The 14,768-nt window shown below is 34.8% G+C and carries 14 protein-coding genes; 8 read left to right on the top strand and 6 right to left on the bottom strand.

The window, feature by feature from the left end; genetic code table 11:
* Window position 1 precedes the first annotated feature (1 nt).
* The 5 genes from DR871_RS06160 to DR871_RS06140 form a co-directional block, all read right to left on the bottom strand.
* Window positions 2-2,461 carry a sodium-translocating pyrophosphatase gene (locus DR871_RS06160; protein ID WP_113664384.1) on the bottom strand — a complete coding sequence of 820 codons (2,460 nt, stop codon included), beginning with the start codon at window positions 2,459-2,461 and terminating at the stop codon, window positions 2-4.
* Between the two features lie 111 nt (window positions 2,462-2,572).
* Window positions 2,573-3,103 (bottom strand): inorganic diphosphatase, encoded by a 531-nt coding sequence (locus DR871_RS06155; protein WP_113637499.1) that lies wholly within the window; start codon window positions 3,101-3,103, stop codon window positions 2,573-2,575.
* Window positions 3,104-3,210: 107 nt separating this feature from the next.
* A complete protein-coding gene (locus DR871_RS06150) occupies window positions 3,211-3,813 on the bottom strand; it encodes a DNA-3-methyladenine glycosylase family protein (protein WP_113664385.1) in 603 nt (200 codons plus the stop codon).
* Between the two features lie 141 nt (window positions 3,814-3,954).
* The gene (locus tag DR871_RS06145) at window positions 3,955-6,441 is read right to left on the bottom strand and encodes a DUF5686 and carboxypeptidase-like regulatory domain-containing protein (protein ID WP_113665420.1); all 2,487 of its coding nucleotides are present in this window, start codon (window positions 6,439-6,441) and stop codon (window positions 3,955-3,957) included.
* A gap of 126 nt (window positions 6,442-6,567) precedes the next feature.
* The gene (locus tag DR871_RS06140) at window positions 6,568-7,548 is read right to left on the bottom strand and encodes a pyruvate dehydrogenase complex E1 component subunit beta (protein ID WP_113664386.1); all 981 of its coding nucleotides are present in this window, start codon (window positions 7,546-7,548) and stop codon (window positions 6,568-6,570) included.
* 290 nt (window positions 7,549-7,838) lie between these two features.
* On the opposite strand from DR871_RS06140, the gene DR871_RS06135 reads away from it, so the two are divergent.
* The 4 genes from DR871_RS06135 (at window position 7,839) to DR871_RS06120 (ending at window position 11,299) form a co-directional block, all read left to right on the top strand.
* Entirely contained in the window at window positions 7,839-8,585 is a 747-nt protein-coding gene (locus DR871_RS06135; RefSeq protein ID WP_113664387.1) for an electron transfer flavoprotein subunit beta/FixA family protein, read from the top strand.
* An 83-nt stretch (window positions 8,586-8,668) separates the two neighbouring features.
* Window positions 8,669-9,637, top strand: coding sequence for an electron transfer flavoprotein subunit alpha/FixB family protein (locus DR871_RS06130; protein WP_113664388.1), 969 nt, complete (start codon window positions 8,669-8,671; stop codon window positions 9,635-9,637).
* A 138-nt stretch (window positions 9,638-9,775) separates the two neighbouring features.
* Window positions 9,776-10,405 (top strand): bifunctional nuclease family protein, encoded by a 630-nt coding sequence (locus tag DR871_RS06125; RefSeq protein WP_113664389.1) that lies wholly within the window; start codon window positions 9,776-9,778, stop codon window positions 10,403-10,405.
* A 69-nt stretch (window positions 10,406-10,474) separates the two neighbouring features.
* Window positions 10,475-11,299, top strand: coding sequence for a thymidylate synthase (locus DR871_RS06120; protein ID WP_113664390.1), 825 nt, complete (start codon window positions 10,475-10,477; stop codon window positions 11,297-11,299).
* Window positions 11,300-11,324: 25 nt separating this feature from the next.
* Here the strand turns inward: DR871_RS06120 and DR871_RS06115 are convergent, their stop codons facing one another.
* On the bottom strand, window positions 11,325-11,621 hold the full coding sequence (locus DR871_RS06115) for an isoamylase early set domain-containing protein (protein WP_113664391.1): 297 nt from the start codon (window positions 11,619-11,621) through the stop codon (window positions 11,325-11,327).
* A gap of 238 nt (window positions 11,622-11,859) precedes the next feature.
* On the opposite strand from DR871_RS06115, the gene DR871_RS06110 reads away from it, so the two are divergent.
* The 4 genes from DR871_RS06110 (at window position 11,860) to porT (ending at window position 14,717) form a co-directional block, all read left to right on the top strand.
* Window positions 11,860-12,195, top strand: coding sequence for a 2TM domain-containing protein (locus tag DR871_RS06110; protein WP_113664392.1), 336 nt, complete (start codon window positions 11,860-11,862; stop codon window positions 12,193-12,195).
* A 9-nt stretch (window positions 12,196-12,204) separates the two neighbouring features.
* Window positions 12,205-12,687, top strand: coding sequence for a dihydrofolate reductase (locus DR871_RS06105; protein WP_113664393.1), 483 nt, complete (start codon window positions 12,205-12,207; stop codon window positions 12,685-12,687).
* Window positions 12,688-13,279: 592 nt separating this feature from the next.
* The gene (ubiE, locus tag DR871_RS06095; RefSeq protein ID WP_113664394.1) at window positions 13,280-14,011 is read left to right on the top strand and encodes a bifunctional demethylmenaquinone methyltransferase/2-methoxy-6-polyprenyl-1,4-benzoquinol methylase UbiE; all 732 of its coding nucleotides are present in this window, start codon (window positions 13,280-13,282) and stop codon (window positions 14,009-14,011) included.
* Between the two features lies 1 nt (window position 14,012).
* Window positions 14,013-14,717 (top strand): type IX secretion/gliding motility protein PorT/SprT, encoded by a 705-nt coding sequence (gene porT, locus DR871_RS06090; protein ID WP_113664395.1) that lies wholly within the window; start codon window positions 14,013-14,015, stop codon window positions 14,715-14,717.
* Window positions 14,718-14,768: the final 51 nt, after the last annotated feature.

Raw genomic sequence — 14,768 nt, 5'->3', positions numbered from 1 at the left:
ATTAATTCAGATTATCAATTTTTGCCTGAACTTCTTTATCGGTTCCTTCAAAATTTTGAACAGTAACTTTCCCATTAATATTTGTTTTAATGGTGGCTTTTACTTTTCCGTCAACATTAGTTTTTTCAATAGAAACTTCTTTAGACATCATATGATTTGGCATTGCAGCTGCATTCATATGTTCACAAGTTTTATTTGTACAACCCTTTGCTTTACATTCCTCCGCTGACATCGAGGTGCATTTTCCTGAAGCAACACAACAACTAGCTGTATCAGAAATTGTATGACTTCCATTTCCTAAAATAGGGGCAATTACAAGACCTATCAAACACGTCAATTTAATCAAAATATTCATTGATGGTCCAGAAGTATCTTTGAACGGATCTCCAACAGTATCTCCGGTAACGGCCGCTTTATGCGCATCAGAACCTTTATATGTCATTTCACCATTAATCATCACTCCTGCTTCAAAAGATTTTTTGGCGTTGTCCCAAGCACCTCCGGCATTGTTTTGGAAAACAGCCCAAAGCACACCAGAAACAGTAACTCCAGCCATATACCCTCCTAACATTTCTGCAATTAATTGGTTATTATCTGAATATACTAATTTGCCCAAAAGAACAATCGCGATTGGGAAACCAATAGTCAAAATTCCTGGCAACATCATTTCGCGCAAAGCGGCTTTGGTAGAAATATCGACACATTTTGCATATTCCGGTTTTCCTGTTCCTTCCATAATTCCAGGAATTTCCCTAAACTGGCGGCGTACTTCATACACCATATCCATCGCTGCTTTTCCAACAGAATTCATGGCCAAGGCCGAGAAAACTACCGGTATCATTCCGCCCACAAATAACATCGCTAAAACTGGTGCTTTGAAAATATTAATTCCGTCAATTCCCGTAAACGTTACATAAGCTGCGAATAATGCCAAAGAAGTTAATGCCGCCGAGGCGATTGCAAATCCTTTTCCGGTTGCTGCAGTTGTATTTCCTACTGAATCTAAAATATCGGTACGGGTACGAACTTCTTTTGGTAATTCGCTCATTTCTGCAATTCCTCCTGCGTTATCCGATATTGGCCCAAAAGCATCGATTGCCAATTGCATTGCTGTTGTTGCCATCATCGCTGAAGCAGCCAAAGCAACACCATAAAATCCTGCTAAAGCATAAGAACACCAGATTGCTGCTGCAAATAAAAGTACAGTTGGAAACGTAGAAATCATTCCCGTAGCCAAACCTGCAATTACATTTGTTCCTGCTCCAGTTGAAGATTTTTGTACAATGGCCATAACTGGTTTTGTACCTAATCCTGTGTAATACTCCGTAACCGATGAAATAACAGCTCCAACTACTAATCCAACAATCGTAGCATAAAAAACACGCATCGATGAAATTTCTTTAGTCCCTTCACCAAAGAAATCCATTTTCATGGTTTCCGGCAACATGTATTGTACTAAAAAATAACAGGCAATAAGAGTTAATCCTATTGAAAGCCAGTTTCCCCTATTCAAAGCGCTTTGCACTTGCGCTTCTTTTGCACTATCATCTGTAATTTTCACAACCATCGTTCCGATAATCGAAAATAAAATCCCAAAACCTGCAATTGCCATTGGTAATAATATTGGCCCTATTCCGCCAAAAGCATCTTGAATATTTCCACCCATATCTTTGATAACATAATTACCAAGAACCATCGCTGCTAAAACTGTCGCTACATAAGAACCAAATAAATCGGCACCCATTCCGGCAACATCACCCACATTATCACCTACATTATCCGCAATTGTAGCCGGATTACGAGGATCATCCTCAGGAATTCCTGCTTCTATTTTTCCAACTAAATCAGCACCAACATCGGCAGCTTTGGTATAAATCCCACCTCCAACTCTGGCAAACAAAGCAATAGATTCTGCTCCAAGAGAAAATCCAGCTAATGTTTCTAATACAATAGTCATATCTTCTGTTGAAGTCCAAACTCCATTCATAAAAAAGTGGAAGAAGAAAATAAAAAAAGTGGTCAATCCTAGAACGGCTAGACCCGCAACTCCTAATCCCATGACGGTTCCACCGCCAAAAGAAACTTTGAGTGCTTGCGGCAAACTCGTACGTGCAGCCTGCGTAGTTCTAACATTTGTTTTTGTTGCTATTTTCATCCCCATGTTCCCCGCTAAAGCCGAGAAAAAAGCACCAAAAATAAAAGCAACCACTATTAATATATGTGTCGTAGGAACGACAAATGAAATTCCGGCTAAAACAACACTTGCTCCAATTACAAAGAAAGTCAATAACCTATATTCTGCTTTCAGGAAAGCCAAAGCTCCTTCATAAATATAATCTGAAATCTCTTTCATCTTGCCGTCACCGGGATCTTGTTTTAAAACCCATGCACGCTTTGTAAACATAAATGCCAGTCCAATAAATGCCATGGCTATTGGCAAATAAATCATTATTGTATTCATAATTTTGGTTTGGTTTTTGGTTAAAATTAATAGTGTAACAAAACGAATTTAAACAAAAAAGCAATACTCTTAACAGAATATTGCTTTTTTTGTAAAAATTATGATGTAAAATTATTTAATACTAAATAATCCTTCTGGTTTGTTTTCAATATCATTAAAACGCTTTGTACATTCTTTGATAATGGCATACGCTTCATTCACATCGCCCCAACCACCAACATCTACTGTTTTGTTTTCAAGATCTTTATAAACCTGAAAGAAATGTTCGATTTCTTTTAGTAAATGTGGATTCATGTCTGACAAATCGTTTAGAGAGTTCCAGATTGGATCTGAAACCGGCACACAAATTACTTTTTCATCTGGACCTTTATCATCTGCCATGTGGAAAACACCGATTGGTTTTACTTCCATTACACATCCAGGAAAAGTTGGTTCATTTACCAAAACCAAAACATCTAATGGATCTCCGTCTAAGGCTAATGTTTCCGGAATAAATCCATAATCAGCAGGATACATCATTGAAGAAAATAACATTCTGTCAAAACGCATTCTTTTTATTTCGAAATCATATTCGTATTTATTTCTACTTCCTCTTGGTATTTCGATTAAGACATCGAAAGTTGTTAATTTGTCTGCAGTCATTTTAGTTTTTTCTTTTCTATATTTATGGGTGCAAAAGTAAGGAAAGTATCCCTTTTCACAATAAAAAATTCATGTTATCTCTTGATTAAATTTTAAGGGTGAGTACTTTAGTAAACCACTGTTCTATTTCGTTTCTTTAAATAATGATGCCACAAAAGATAAGTTGCAAAGGAACGATACGGACTCCATTTTTTTGCATGAATTTCCATCTCGTCTTTATCATGAATATCCAGCAATTCCTTGATGGTATTTACCACTGCTATATCTCCCAAAGGCAATAAATCCGGTGCTTGCAAGCAAAACATCAAATAAATATCGATAGTCCAGTTGCCTATTCCTTTGATTTTGATCAGTTCTTCGCGCACTTGCTGAGCCGTTTTGTTTGGCAAAGTTTCTAAATCTAAAACTTTATTTAATATGGCTGTCGCCAAAGCTTTTATATAGGACGTTTTTTGACGGCTTACGCCAAGATTCCTATATTCGGCATCCGATACATGAAGAAGAATTTCGGGTACTACCGATTTTAAAGTAGTTTTTATTTTTAAAAAAGTCGCTTTCGCCGAATCAATAGAAACTTGTTGTTCCAAAATCAATAATACCAAAGTCTCGAAACCTTGTGGTCTTTTGGGAATAGTTGGCATTCCGTATTCTTCAATGATTGACTTGAAAATGGCATCTTTTTCTAAAAGATAATCGATTGCTTCTTGCATAATCTGATGTTTTTTTAGCCCGGATTACTTCACTTAACATCTATTTTTAATAGGAGTTTAGTGAACTTCGTTTGAAATGAAAATCCTTTCATCTCGTTTTTTAACGGGATAAAAGATTGTAACGAATAGCCGGAATAGCTCCTAAAAATTAAACCCGAACGATCCTTTTACTGTAAAACGATTCGTTTCCGGCACATTGAGATAGTTCCCTCGCCAAGCAAAATCGATACGGAATACTTTGAAGATATTCCCAATTCCGGCGCTGTATTCCCAATAGCCTTTTTCCGGTGCATTGTACACCAATCCTGAGGCATTAATCGCTCTGTTTTCATCAGAAATACTACCATAAACCCCTTTTACAGATACAATTTCTCTCCAATTGAGTTTGCGCATAAACGGAATTCTAGAGAATAACCGGCCGTTGAAATTGTGATTCCACTGCAAAGTAGCATATTGGTCTGCAACAAATTCATAAAAATTAAGGTTACTAAAGGTATTTTCAAGTATGAAAAAAGTTTGATTTCCCGGGATCACGCTCATGAGTCCCAAAGGAACGGTTCCAAAAGTTTTTCCCACTTCCATGATGATATTAGTTCTCCCTAAAGGTCCTATAATAATGGGTTGTTTGTAGTACAACTGTAATTTATCATATTTGAAATCACTATCCAATAATCCTTTAAAACCATGACTGTAATTAACAAAAAAGCGACTGTACGGACTGTCTACATTTTCTCTTTCAACAGCAAATCCAATTGTTTTTCTTTTAGGAGTGTATTCAACCTGAAAATTAACTTCTGATTGTTTCACATCGCTTTTTGTAACACCATTTGCAATATCTGTGTAATAATCCAGACTGAAAGTTGGTGATGCAGATTCGAGTGTGCGATAAGAAATTCCCGTTTGGAAAATCAAATTTTTAACAGGTTCAATTTCTACCGCAACATTGCTTAAATTAATGTTTGTCAATTTCCCGTTACTCCCCGATGAAAATACAGAAGACGAAGCGAAACTTCGGCCTAAAATATCGTAAGTCGTAGTCAGACTCGCACCTATTTGCTCTATATCACGCCTGTTTCCTCCGGACAAAATGATTCTTTTTTTCTTATCGACCATCCATTTTCCGGAAAAACCATATTTGAATTTGTCATCCTTAAATCCATACGCTGTATAACCTTGTATACGCCAACTGTCGTTGGTACCAAAATACGTTCGTCCTCCAGCTCGCAATCGAACACCTTCTACTTCATTATAACCAAATGTGGAGAAAATAGGACCGTAATCAAAATTTCCAAACTGTAAAAAACCGCTTGCCAATACTTGAACCGTACTATAAATTTGTTTAAACTTTTTGACTGTTTGCAACGTATCCAGCATTTTATATACCCCTAATTCGTCTTTGGTCAAATTCTCAAACCGGTTTTCGTCCCAATATTCATCTGATTTATTATAGACATCGGCATCCATATAATTGACCTCATCTTTATAAAAAGCAACTGGTTTTTCATTATTGAACTGATGATTCCTATAGTAAGTAGTTCGTTTTCCGTAAACGCCTTTTGATTTTTCTTTTTTGTTTAAAGCAAAATCGGACATCAAATAATCCTTTGTCAATAAGAAAACTGAATCGCTGACCACCTCAAATTCCTGCTCTAAATAAATGTCTTTTACCCAGTTGATATTAGCACTTTTGGTCACCGCCATATTGATTTTCTTGATGGCAAATGTGGAATCATTGACCCAAAAATCTCCTTTAAAAGTCAATTCGTTTTTGCGCCTTGGATAGAAAACAATATTAAAACACCATTTATCATCAATATAAGCACTGTCTTTCAATACATAATTGTAAACATCAATCCCAGTTTTAGATAACGGACTGGTGAAACTTTTATCAAAAAAGGTTAAGTAATTATTGTAGATATCGTAATTGGAATACAAATCTTTCACAAATGTCAAAATCTGTTGATTTCCATTAAATCCAGAAGTTTTACTGGCTTTAATTTTCTCTTTTAATTTCTTCAATTTATTGTCTCCGTAAACATCATTCAGTGTTTCGTTTACAAAAATGGGCAAATAGGTTTTACCCGTGATTTTTGAAGTATCCATTTGATTAAAGATAAACTCCATCCCTTTGAAAAGTTTACTTTTCATGAAAGCACTATCAATAGAATTCATGTCAAATTCTATTTTCTCATATTTCTCCATTTGGTATTGGTCAAACAAATACAACCCGTTTTGACGTTTTCTTTCCCAGATTTTTCGAAGAATATCCAACGCCGGATTATTTTTTTTAGACGTTTTTCCGGTAAAGATTACAACTTCATTTAAACTCTCCGCTTCGTTTAGCTGAATTTTTAAATTGTAATTGACTAATTTTTCTAACGTAATTTCTTTTTCAGAAAACCCAACAGATGAGATCAACAATACTGAATACGTTTTAGTAGATTCCAGATAAAATTTACCGTCTTCATTAGCAACAATTCCTTCACTTGAATTCTTGAAAACGACATTCGCAAAGGGAATCGGCTGATTCAATTTATCCACCACAACACCACTCACTTTTGTTTGCGCAAAAACAGCAGTTGCTGATACCAACAACAAAAGCAGGGAAAACAAGAAATTCTTTTTCATAATCATTCAAAAAAAAAACTTCATCAAATTAAATAATTGATGAAGTTATTAAGTTTAGACTTCTTAGATTGTGAGCGTTCTGAGATTGAAATCTTACAATCCAAGAAGCCTAGCAATCTAATTGATCTATTTTTTATACATTACTTTTTTAACCGCTTTTACTACGTCACCAGCATTTGGTAACCATTCTTTCAATAAAACCGGAGAATAAGGCGCAGGCGTATCTGCCGTTGTGATACGTTGAATTGGAGCATCAAGAAAATCAAAAGCACGTTCTTGAACAATATAGGTGATTTCAGAAGCAACACTTGCAAAAGGCCAAGCTTCTTCAAGAACCACTAATCTGTTTGTTTTTTTAACCGATTTTAAAATCGTCTCATAATCCATAGGACGCACGGTTCTCAAATCGATAATTTCACAAGAAATTCCTTCTTTGGCTAATTCGTCAGCAGCAATATGTGCTTCTTTGATAATTTTTCCGAAAGAAACAATCGTTACATCCGTACCTTCTCGTTTGATATCCGCAACTCCTAACGGAATTACATATTCACCATCTGGAACTTCTCCTTTATCGCCATACATTTGTTCTGATTCCATGAAAATCACAGGATCGTTATCACGAATAGCCGCTTTCAACAAACCTTTAGCATCATAAACCGTAGATGGAACTACTACTTTAAGACCCGGAGTATTCGCAAACCAGTTTTCTAATGCTTGTGAGTGTGTCGCTCCTAATTGTCCTGCCGAAGCTGTTGGACCACGAAAAACGATAGGCACATTAAATTGTCCACCAGTCATCTGACGCATTTTGGCAGCATTATTTATAATTTGGTCAATCCCAACTAAACAAAAATTGAATGTCATGTATTCCACAATCGGTCTGCATCCGTTCATAGCTGATCCTACTGCAATACCAGTAAAACCAAGCTCAGCGATAGGAGTATCAATAACTCTTTTCTCGCCAAATTCAGCAAGCATTCCTTTAGATGCTTTGTAAGCACCATTATATTCTGCAACTTCTTCACCCATTAAGTATATGGACTCATCGTGACGCATTTCTTCACTCATCGCTTCGCAAATGGCCTCTCTAAATTGTATCGTTCTCATATTATATGTTGTATGTGTCTATTTTTCGAAAAGCAAAAATAAATATTTTATATCACTTAAAAGCATAAATCACGCTAAATTAATTCAGGATTTACTACGATAATTTTCAGGAGCTGTTTCCGGCTCTCCGCTGTATCTTCCTGTGGCTAAAGGAGCCACAGGAAGGATGCCGCTGCTATCCGGGCTACGAAATCGAAATAGTAACAAAAAATATTATGCGTGCATAGTATATTATTCGAATTAATATTTTAAATTTGTAAAAGAAATTACGAATAATTAAATATATAAGTATGAAAATATTAGTTTGCATCAGTCACGTTCCTGATACTACTTCAAAAATTAACTTTGTCAACGGTGATTCTGAATTTGACACCAATGGAGTACAATATGTAATCAATCCTAATGATGAATTTGGTTTAACCCGTGCCATTTGGTTCCAAGAACAACAAGGCGCAACAGTAACTGTTGTAAATGTTGGAGGACCAGAAACAGAACCTACTTTAAGAAAAGCATTAGCAATAGGCGCTAACGAAGCAATTCGTGTGAACGCTAATCCTACTGATGGATTTTTTGTAGCCAAACAACTTGCTGAAGTAATCAAAAACGGAGCATACGATGTAATTATCGCTGGAAAAGAATCTTTAGACTACAATGGTGGAATGGTACCTGGAATGATTGCCGGAATTTTAGGATACAACTTCCTTAATTCTTGCACAAGTCTTACTGTTGATGGAACTAATGTAAAAGCAGTTCGCGAAATTGATGGTGGAAAAGAAACTGTTGCTACTACTTTGCCGTTAATCATTGGTGGCCAAAAAGGATTAGTAGAAGAAAAAGACTTGCGTATTCCAAACATGAGAGGAATTATGACTGCAAGAACAAAAGCATTGACAATTCTGGAGCCAGTTGACGCTACTGTAAATACAAAAGCAGTAAAATTTGAAAAACCAGCTCCTAAATCAGCCGTAAAATTAATTGCTGCTGACAATTTAGATGAACTAATCAATTTATTACACAACGAAGCTAAAGTAATATAATTTTAAATTATGAATTTTAAATTGTGAATTAACGTTCTCAAATACATTTAAAATTTATAATTCAACATTTAAAACAAAAAATCATGTCAATATTAATATACGCGGAATACGCAGAAGGTAAATTTAAAAAAGTAGCATTCGAATTGGCTTCTTATGCGAAAAAAGTAGCTGAAAGTTTAGGAACTACCGTTACAGCAGTAACTGTAAATGCTGGTGATGTTTCGGAATTATCAAAATACGGAGTAGACAAAGTATTAAAAGTAAACAACGATAAATTATCCGGATTTACTGCAAAAGCATACGCTGATGTCATCAAACAAGCGGCTCAAAAAGAAAACGTGAAATTAGTTTTACTTTCTTCAACTACAGACAGTATTTATCTTTCGTCACTTGTTTCAGTGGCTTTAGAAGCTGGCTACGCCTCAAATGTGGTTGGATTACCAGTTTCAACTTCGCCTTTTCAAGTAAAAAGAAATGCTTTTTCAAACAAAGCGTTCAATATTACTGAAATTGCAACAGACGTAAAAGTGCTTGGACTTGCAAAAAACTCTTATGGGATTTTTGAAACGCCTTCAACATTAACGGAAGAAGATTTTAATCCAACTATTGGAGAAAATGATTTTGGTGTAAAAGTAGAATCAGTTGAAAAAGTTTCTGGAAAAGTTTCAATTGCAGATGCTGATATTGTTGTTTCAGCTGGTCGTGGATTGAAAGGTCCGGAAAACTGGGGAATGGTAGAGGAATTGGCAACCGTTCTTGGAGCAGCAACTGCTTGTTCAAAACCAGTTTCTGATTTAGGATGGAGACCTCACGGAGAGCACGTAGGACAAACTGGAAAACCGGTTGCTACAAACCTTTATATTGCGATTGGAATTTCTGGAGCAATACAACACATTGCGGGAATCAACTCCTCTAAAGTGAAAGTGGTAATCAACAGCGATCCGGAAGCACCATTTTTCAAAGTGGCTGACTACGGAATTGTAGGTGACGCGTTTGAAATTGTTCCACAATTAATTGAAAAATTTAAAGCTTTCAAAGCTCAGAATTCATAAATTATAGCATACCATTAATTTAAATGCTACTTAAAAACAAGATATTTGTATCTTTGCTTTTAAGTAGCATTTCTTTTTTGAAATTGCTGCTTAATTTTTATCAAAAAAAGTACTTTGTACTTTCCCATAACAACAATTATGAGCTTAGTTAAATTATCCATAAAAGGAATTTCATACAGTCAAACTCAAAACGGAGCCTACGCTTTGATCTTGAATGAGGTTGACGGCGAAAGAAAATTACCCATTGTCATTGGTGCTTTTGAAGCCCAATCCATCGCCATTGCCTTGGAAAAAGAAATAAAACCACCACGTCCTTTGACCCATGATTTGTTCAAAAATTTCGCAGAACGTTTTGATATTGTCGTAAAACAAGTCATTATTCATAAATTAGTTGATGGTGTTTTTTATTCAAGTATCATTTGCGAAAGAGATAAAATTGAAGAGATTATTGACGCCAGAACTTCAGATGCCATTGCGTTGGCATTGCGTTTTAATGCTCCTATTTTTACATATAAAAACATTCTGGACAAAGCTGGAATTTATTTGAAGTCAAATCCTTTAGATCCTAACAAAGACTCTCAGGAAATTGATGATGTGCTTTCTAATCCTGACACTTTTGGACGAGAAGAAGAAAGCAATCAATCTGGAGAAACCTATTCGAAACACAGTTTACAAGAATTGAATGAGTTATTAGATCAAGCCGTCTCTCATGAAGATTATGAGAAAGCCGCAAAGATTAGAGATGAAATTTCAAAAAGAGAATCGTAAATTGAAATTTCAGTTATTTGATAATTTGATTGCAAATAACCAATTAAAAAATCACCGAACCCACCAAAAATGAAGCAATATTTAGATTTAGTGCAACACGTTATGGAAAACGGTTGTCAAAAAGGAGATCGTACAGGAACAGGAACAAAAAGTGTCTTTGGATACCAAATGCGTTTCGACTTGAATGAAGGTTTCCCAATGGTTACCACCAAAAAACTGCACTTAAAATCTATTATTTATGAATTGCTTTGGTTTTTAAAAGGCGATACCAATATAAAATACCTTCAGGAAAACGGCGTTAAAATCTGGGATGCTTGGGCCGATGAGAATGGCGATTTGGGACCTGTTTATGGACACCAATGGCGCAACTGGAATAGTGAAGAAATTGACCAAATCTCTGAATTGATTAAAGAACTAAAAACCAATCCTAACAGTCGCAGAATGCTGGTTTCGGCATGGAATCCTTCAGTTCTTCCAGACACGACAAAATCATTTGACGAGAATGTAGCTAACAATAAAGCCGCTTTGCCTCCTTGTCACGCTTTCTTTCAGTTTTATGTTTCTGACGGTAAGTTATCGTGTCAGTTGTACCAGCGAAGCGCTGATATTTTCTTAGGCGTGCCTTTTAATATTGCTTCGTACGCATTACTCACTATGATGATTGCTCAGGTTTGCGATTTACAGCCCGGCGAATTCATTCACACTTTTGGTGACGCACACATTTACAACAATCATTTTGAACAACTCGAATTGCAATTGTCCCGTGAGCCAAAACCATTACCAAAAATGATTTTGAATCCTAATATAAAAGACATCTTCGCATTCGATTTTGACGATTTCACGCTCGAAGGCTACGAACCACATGCCTTGATAAAAGGTAGTGTTGCGGTCTAATCCAATAAAAAAAACGGTGTTTTAGTTAAACTACTAAAACACCGTTTTCATTTCCTGCAAACTCATTCCATTTGAAAGAATCTGCTTCGGGCTCATTGACAAATACTCCGTCGATTACGTATTTGAATTCGTAGGCCGCATCTTTATTGACATCGAAAACTCCTTTGAAAGTACCATTTTTTAATTTATTTAAGACACCATCTTCAAGACTCCAATTATTGAAATCACCAACAACGGAAGCTTGACTTGCCTCTTTTGCCGCTACTGAAAAAGTAACTTTACAAACTGGTTTTGTTTTTACAAACTGTTTCTTAATTGCCATAACACATTCATTTATAGATTTATGAAACAAAGTAAACAAAACATATTGAAGTTTCAATAAGCACTATAAAGATTTAATGGAATATGATAAACAATGTTAATTTTTGATAAATTTAACATTTTAAAGCACTGTAAATTTATTATTCAAAAATCAGAAAACGTTTTCTCCCAAAATTATCCCTACGCAAAACAACGACTTTGCGAAATAAATTTTACCTTTATAATCTAAAATTAGATCGATGGAAAAAGAATTACACGAACAATATGAGTATGCAAGAAGAAGAATAAAACAAAAGAAACGATTGTATTATCATTTCGTCCTCTTCGTTTTAGGAAGTTTACTACTGTTTGTCGCCCACAAATTTCTTGACAGCACCGTAGTTACCGATTGGTATCTTTGGATTATTACAATATGGTTGTTTCTCTTTATTCTACATTTTATAAAAATTTTCATCACTGATCGATTTATGAATAAAGATTGGGAAAGAGAACAAATTGACAGACTTGTCACTTTGCAAAAAAAGAAAATGGAGCAATTGCAAACTCAAATAACTAACGATGAACTTAAACAATAGTAGACCATCATGATAATAATGATTGCGGCTGTTGCCGAGAATAATGCGTTAGGAAAAAACAATGAATTAGTTTGGCATTTGCCAAATGATTTCAAAAGATTTAAATCTCTTACCTCTGGCCATCATATTATCATGGGCAGAAAAACATTTGAAAGTTTTCCAAAGCCATTGCCAAACAGAACTCATATTATAATTACCAGACAAAAAGAATACCAAGCTGAAGGTTGCATAATTGTGGACAGTATTGAAAAAGCTCTTGAAATTTGCCCAAAAAATGAGGATTCTTACATAATAGGGGGCGGAGAAATATACAACCTGGGAATGCCTTATGCGGATAAAATAGATATTACCCGCGTTCACCAAGAATTTGAAGCGGACGCCTATTTTCCTGAAATAGATCCTAAAGAATGGCAACTAATACTATCCGAATTTAATGAAAAAGATGAAAAACATCTTTATGATTATACTTTCCAAACGTTGATTAGAAAATAAAACAAAAAAACATCCTTTTTACGGGATGTTTTTTTTTAAACCATTGATTAAGAGAAATGAACTACTCTTGAAAGAGTGTTTGATAACATAAAATAAAAATTACAAATACTAATAATACTCCAGAAATGGAGATTATAATATTTGATGTTTTTTGAGAATACATCTCAAAAAAGCCTTTAATACCAAATACCACGAAGGTACTAAAGACGAAAAAAATTAAAATTTCCAAAAACAAATTTAATCCTAAGAACGTATGTTGCGTTTTAGCTACTGTACTACTATGTAAAACAGCACTTTCAAAACAGCTAACAAGAACAAATGAGATAATTAACGCACAAAATATCCATTTGATTTGGTTCACAGACTCTCTTTTAATCATTTAATATGGTTATTTCTTGAACAACAAATTTGTACAATAAAAACTGGACACACAATACCCACTTTTAGTGATATTTCAAAAAATATAAAATTTTTTAAAACTCAGTAAATCAAATTCAAAATCCATTTTTAAAGTAAAATAAAACTTGACTCAATTTCTTAAAACTCATTTTAAGTTCATCAAGTTTGTGTTATATTTGTACAAATTAAAAAAATGTCAGAAAAGATAACTCCCTATAAAGATTCTGCCTTAGGCAAAAAAGAACAAGTTGCACAAATGTTTGATACTATTTCCGGAAATTACGATAATTTAAATCGTGTCATTTCCTTTGGAATTGATATAAAATGGCGTAAAAAAGTGCTGCAAATGGTCGCCAAATCCAATCCAAAAATCATTCTAGACATTGCAACAGGAACTGGAGATTTAGCAATTTTGATGGCAGAAACCAATGCTGAAAAAATAATTGGTTTAGATATTTCTGCCGGAATGCTGGAAGTAGGCGTTCAAAAAATTGCAGCTAAAAATCTTTCCAATACCATTGAAATGATTTTAGGCGACTCGGAAAACATGCCTTTTGAGGACAACTACTTTGATGCAATCACTGTTGCTTTTGGTGTCCGTAATTTTGAAACATTAGAAAAAGGCCTAGCTGAAATATTAAGAGTTTTGAAACCAAATGGCGTTTTTGTAATTTTAGAAACTTCCGTTCCAGACAAGACACCTTACAAACAAGGATATAATTTTTACAGCAAAAACATACTACCACTCATAGGAAAACTGTTCTCTAAGGATGATGTTGCGTACGGATATTTATCTGAATCAGCAGCTGCATTCCCGTATGGCGAAGCACTAAACAATATTTTGAGAAAAACTGGGTTTATAGATGTTGTAGCGTTACCACAAACGTTTGGGGTTGCTACTATTTATTCAGCTTCTAAAAAATAACATGAAAAAATTAATTGTCTTTCTGTTTTTTGCTTTTATTCTAAATGGATATGCTCAAAATTCTAAAAATATATTTAGTAGAGACCCTATTATTAATTTGGAGAATTTTCAGCAAAAAAAAATCTATTATGGTTTCTATTTAGGATTTAATTCCTACGATTTCAAGATTGATTATAAGTCGGAAACTCCTGATATCCTCATTAAAAAAACTACCGGTTTCAATGTGGGGATTATTGGAGATTTAAAACTACAGAAATACATCAACTTGCGATTTGAACCCGGACTTTATATCACGAAAAGGGATTTGTATTATCCGAATTTTACTAACAGCAGCGATGCATTAAGAGAAGTAAATAGCACCTACATTCACTTTCCCTTATTATTAAAATTTTCTTCGTTAAGAACCGGAAATATTCGCCCTTATGCTCTAGGAGGAATATCATCTACATTGAACTTGGCGAGTAATTCTAAATTAAAGGATGACAATTTTCAACAACTTTTTCGAGTAAAATCATGGACTACAAATTACGAACTGGGTTTTGGGATTGATATATTTTCAGAATATTTTATATTTTCACCATCAATAAGAGGAGTTTTTGGAATTAACGATGAATTAATTAGAGACAACGATCCTAACAGTCCTTGGACAAGCAATATCGCTTCTATGAAAACAAGAGCTGTATTCATCAATTTTTCTTTCCACTAAAATAGTTTTCAGTCACAGTTTTCAATCCTCATAGCCAGCCTATGACTAAAA

It is taken from the genome of Flavobacterium petrolei, assembly GCF_003314435.2.
Classification (GTDB): domain Bacteria; phylum Bacteroidota; class Bacteroidia; order Flavobacteriales; family Flavobacteriaceae; genus Flavobacterium; species Flavobacterium petrolei.
This window is presented reverse-complemented; position numbering and strand designations above follow the sequence as displayed.

Coding starts and splice junctions, on each gene's coding strand:
- DR871_RS06160 (WP_113664384.1), bottom strand. CDS start 2,461: ATGAATACAATAATGATTTATTTGCCAATAGCCATGGCATTTATTGGA.
- DR871_RS06155 (WP_113637499.1), bottom strand. CDS start 3,103: ATGACTGCAGACAAATTAACAACTTTCGATGTCTTAATCGAAATACCA.
- DR871_RS06150 (WP_113664385.1), bottom strand. CDS start 3,813: ATGCAAGAAGCAATCGATTATCTTTTAGAAAAAGATGCCATTTTCAAG.
- DR871_RS06145 (WP_113665420.1), bottom strand. CDS start 6,441: ATGAAAAAGAATTTCTTGTTTTCCCTGCTTTTGTTGTTGGTATCAGCA.
- DR871_RS06140 (WP_113664386.1), bottom strand. CDS start 7,548: ATGAGAACGATACAATTTAGAGAGGCCATTTGCGAAGCGATGAGTGAA.
- DR871_RS06135 (WP_113664387.1), top strand. CDS start 7,839: ATGAAAATATTAGTTTGCATCAGTCACGTTCCTGATACTACTTCAAAA.
- DR871_RS06130 (WP_113664388.1), top strand. CDS start 8,669: ATGTCAATATTAATATACGCGGAATACGCAGAAGGTAAATTTAAAAAA.
- DR871_RS06125 (WP_113664389.1), top strand. CDS start 9,776: ATGAGCTTAGTTAAATTATCCATAAAAGGAATTTCATACAGTCAAACT.
- DR871_RS06120 (WP_113664390.1), top strand. CDS start 10,475: ATGAAGCAATATTTAGATTTAGTGCAACACGTTATGGAAAACGGTTGT.
- DR871_RS06115 (WP_113664391.1), bottom strand. CDS start 11,621: ATGGCAATTAAGAAACAGTTTGTAAAAACAAAACCAGTTTGTAAAGTT.
- DR871_RS06110 (WP_113664392.1), top strand. CDS start 11,860: ATGGAAAAAGAATTACACGAACAATATGAGTATGCAAGAAGAAGAATA.
- DR871_RS06105 (WP_113664393.1), top strand. CDS start 12,205: ATGATAATAATGATTGCGGCTGTTGCCGAGAATAATGCGTTAGGAAAA.
- ubiE (WP_113664394.1), top strand. CDS start 13,280: ATGTCAGAAAAGATAACTCCCTATAAAGATTCTGCCTTAGGCAAAAAA.
- porT (WP_113664395.1), top strand. CDS start 14,013: ATGAAAAAATTAATTGTCTTTCTGTTTTTTGCTTTTATTCTAAATGGA.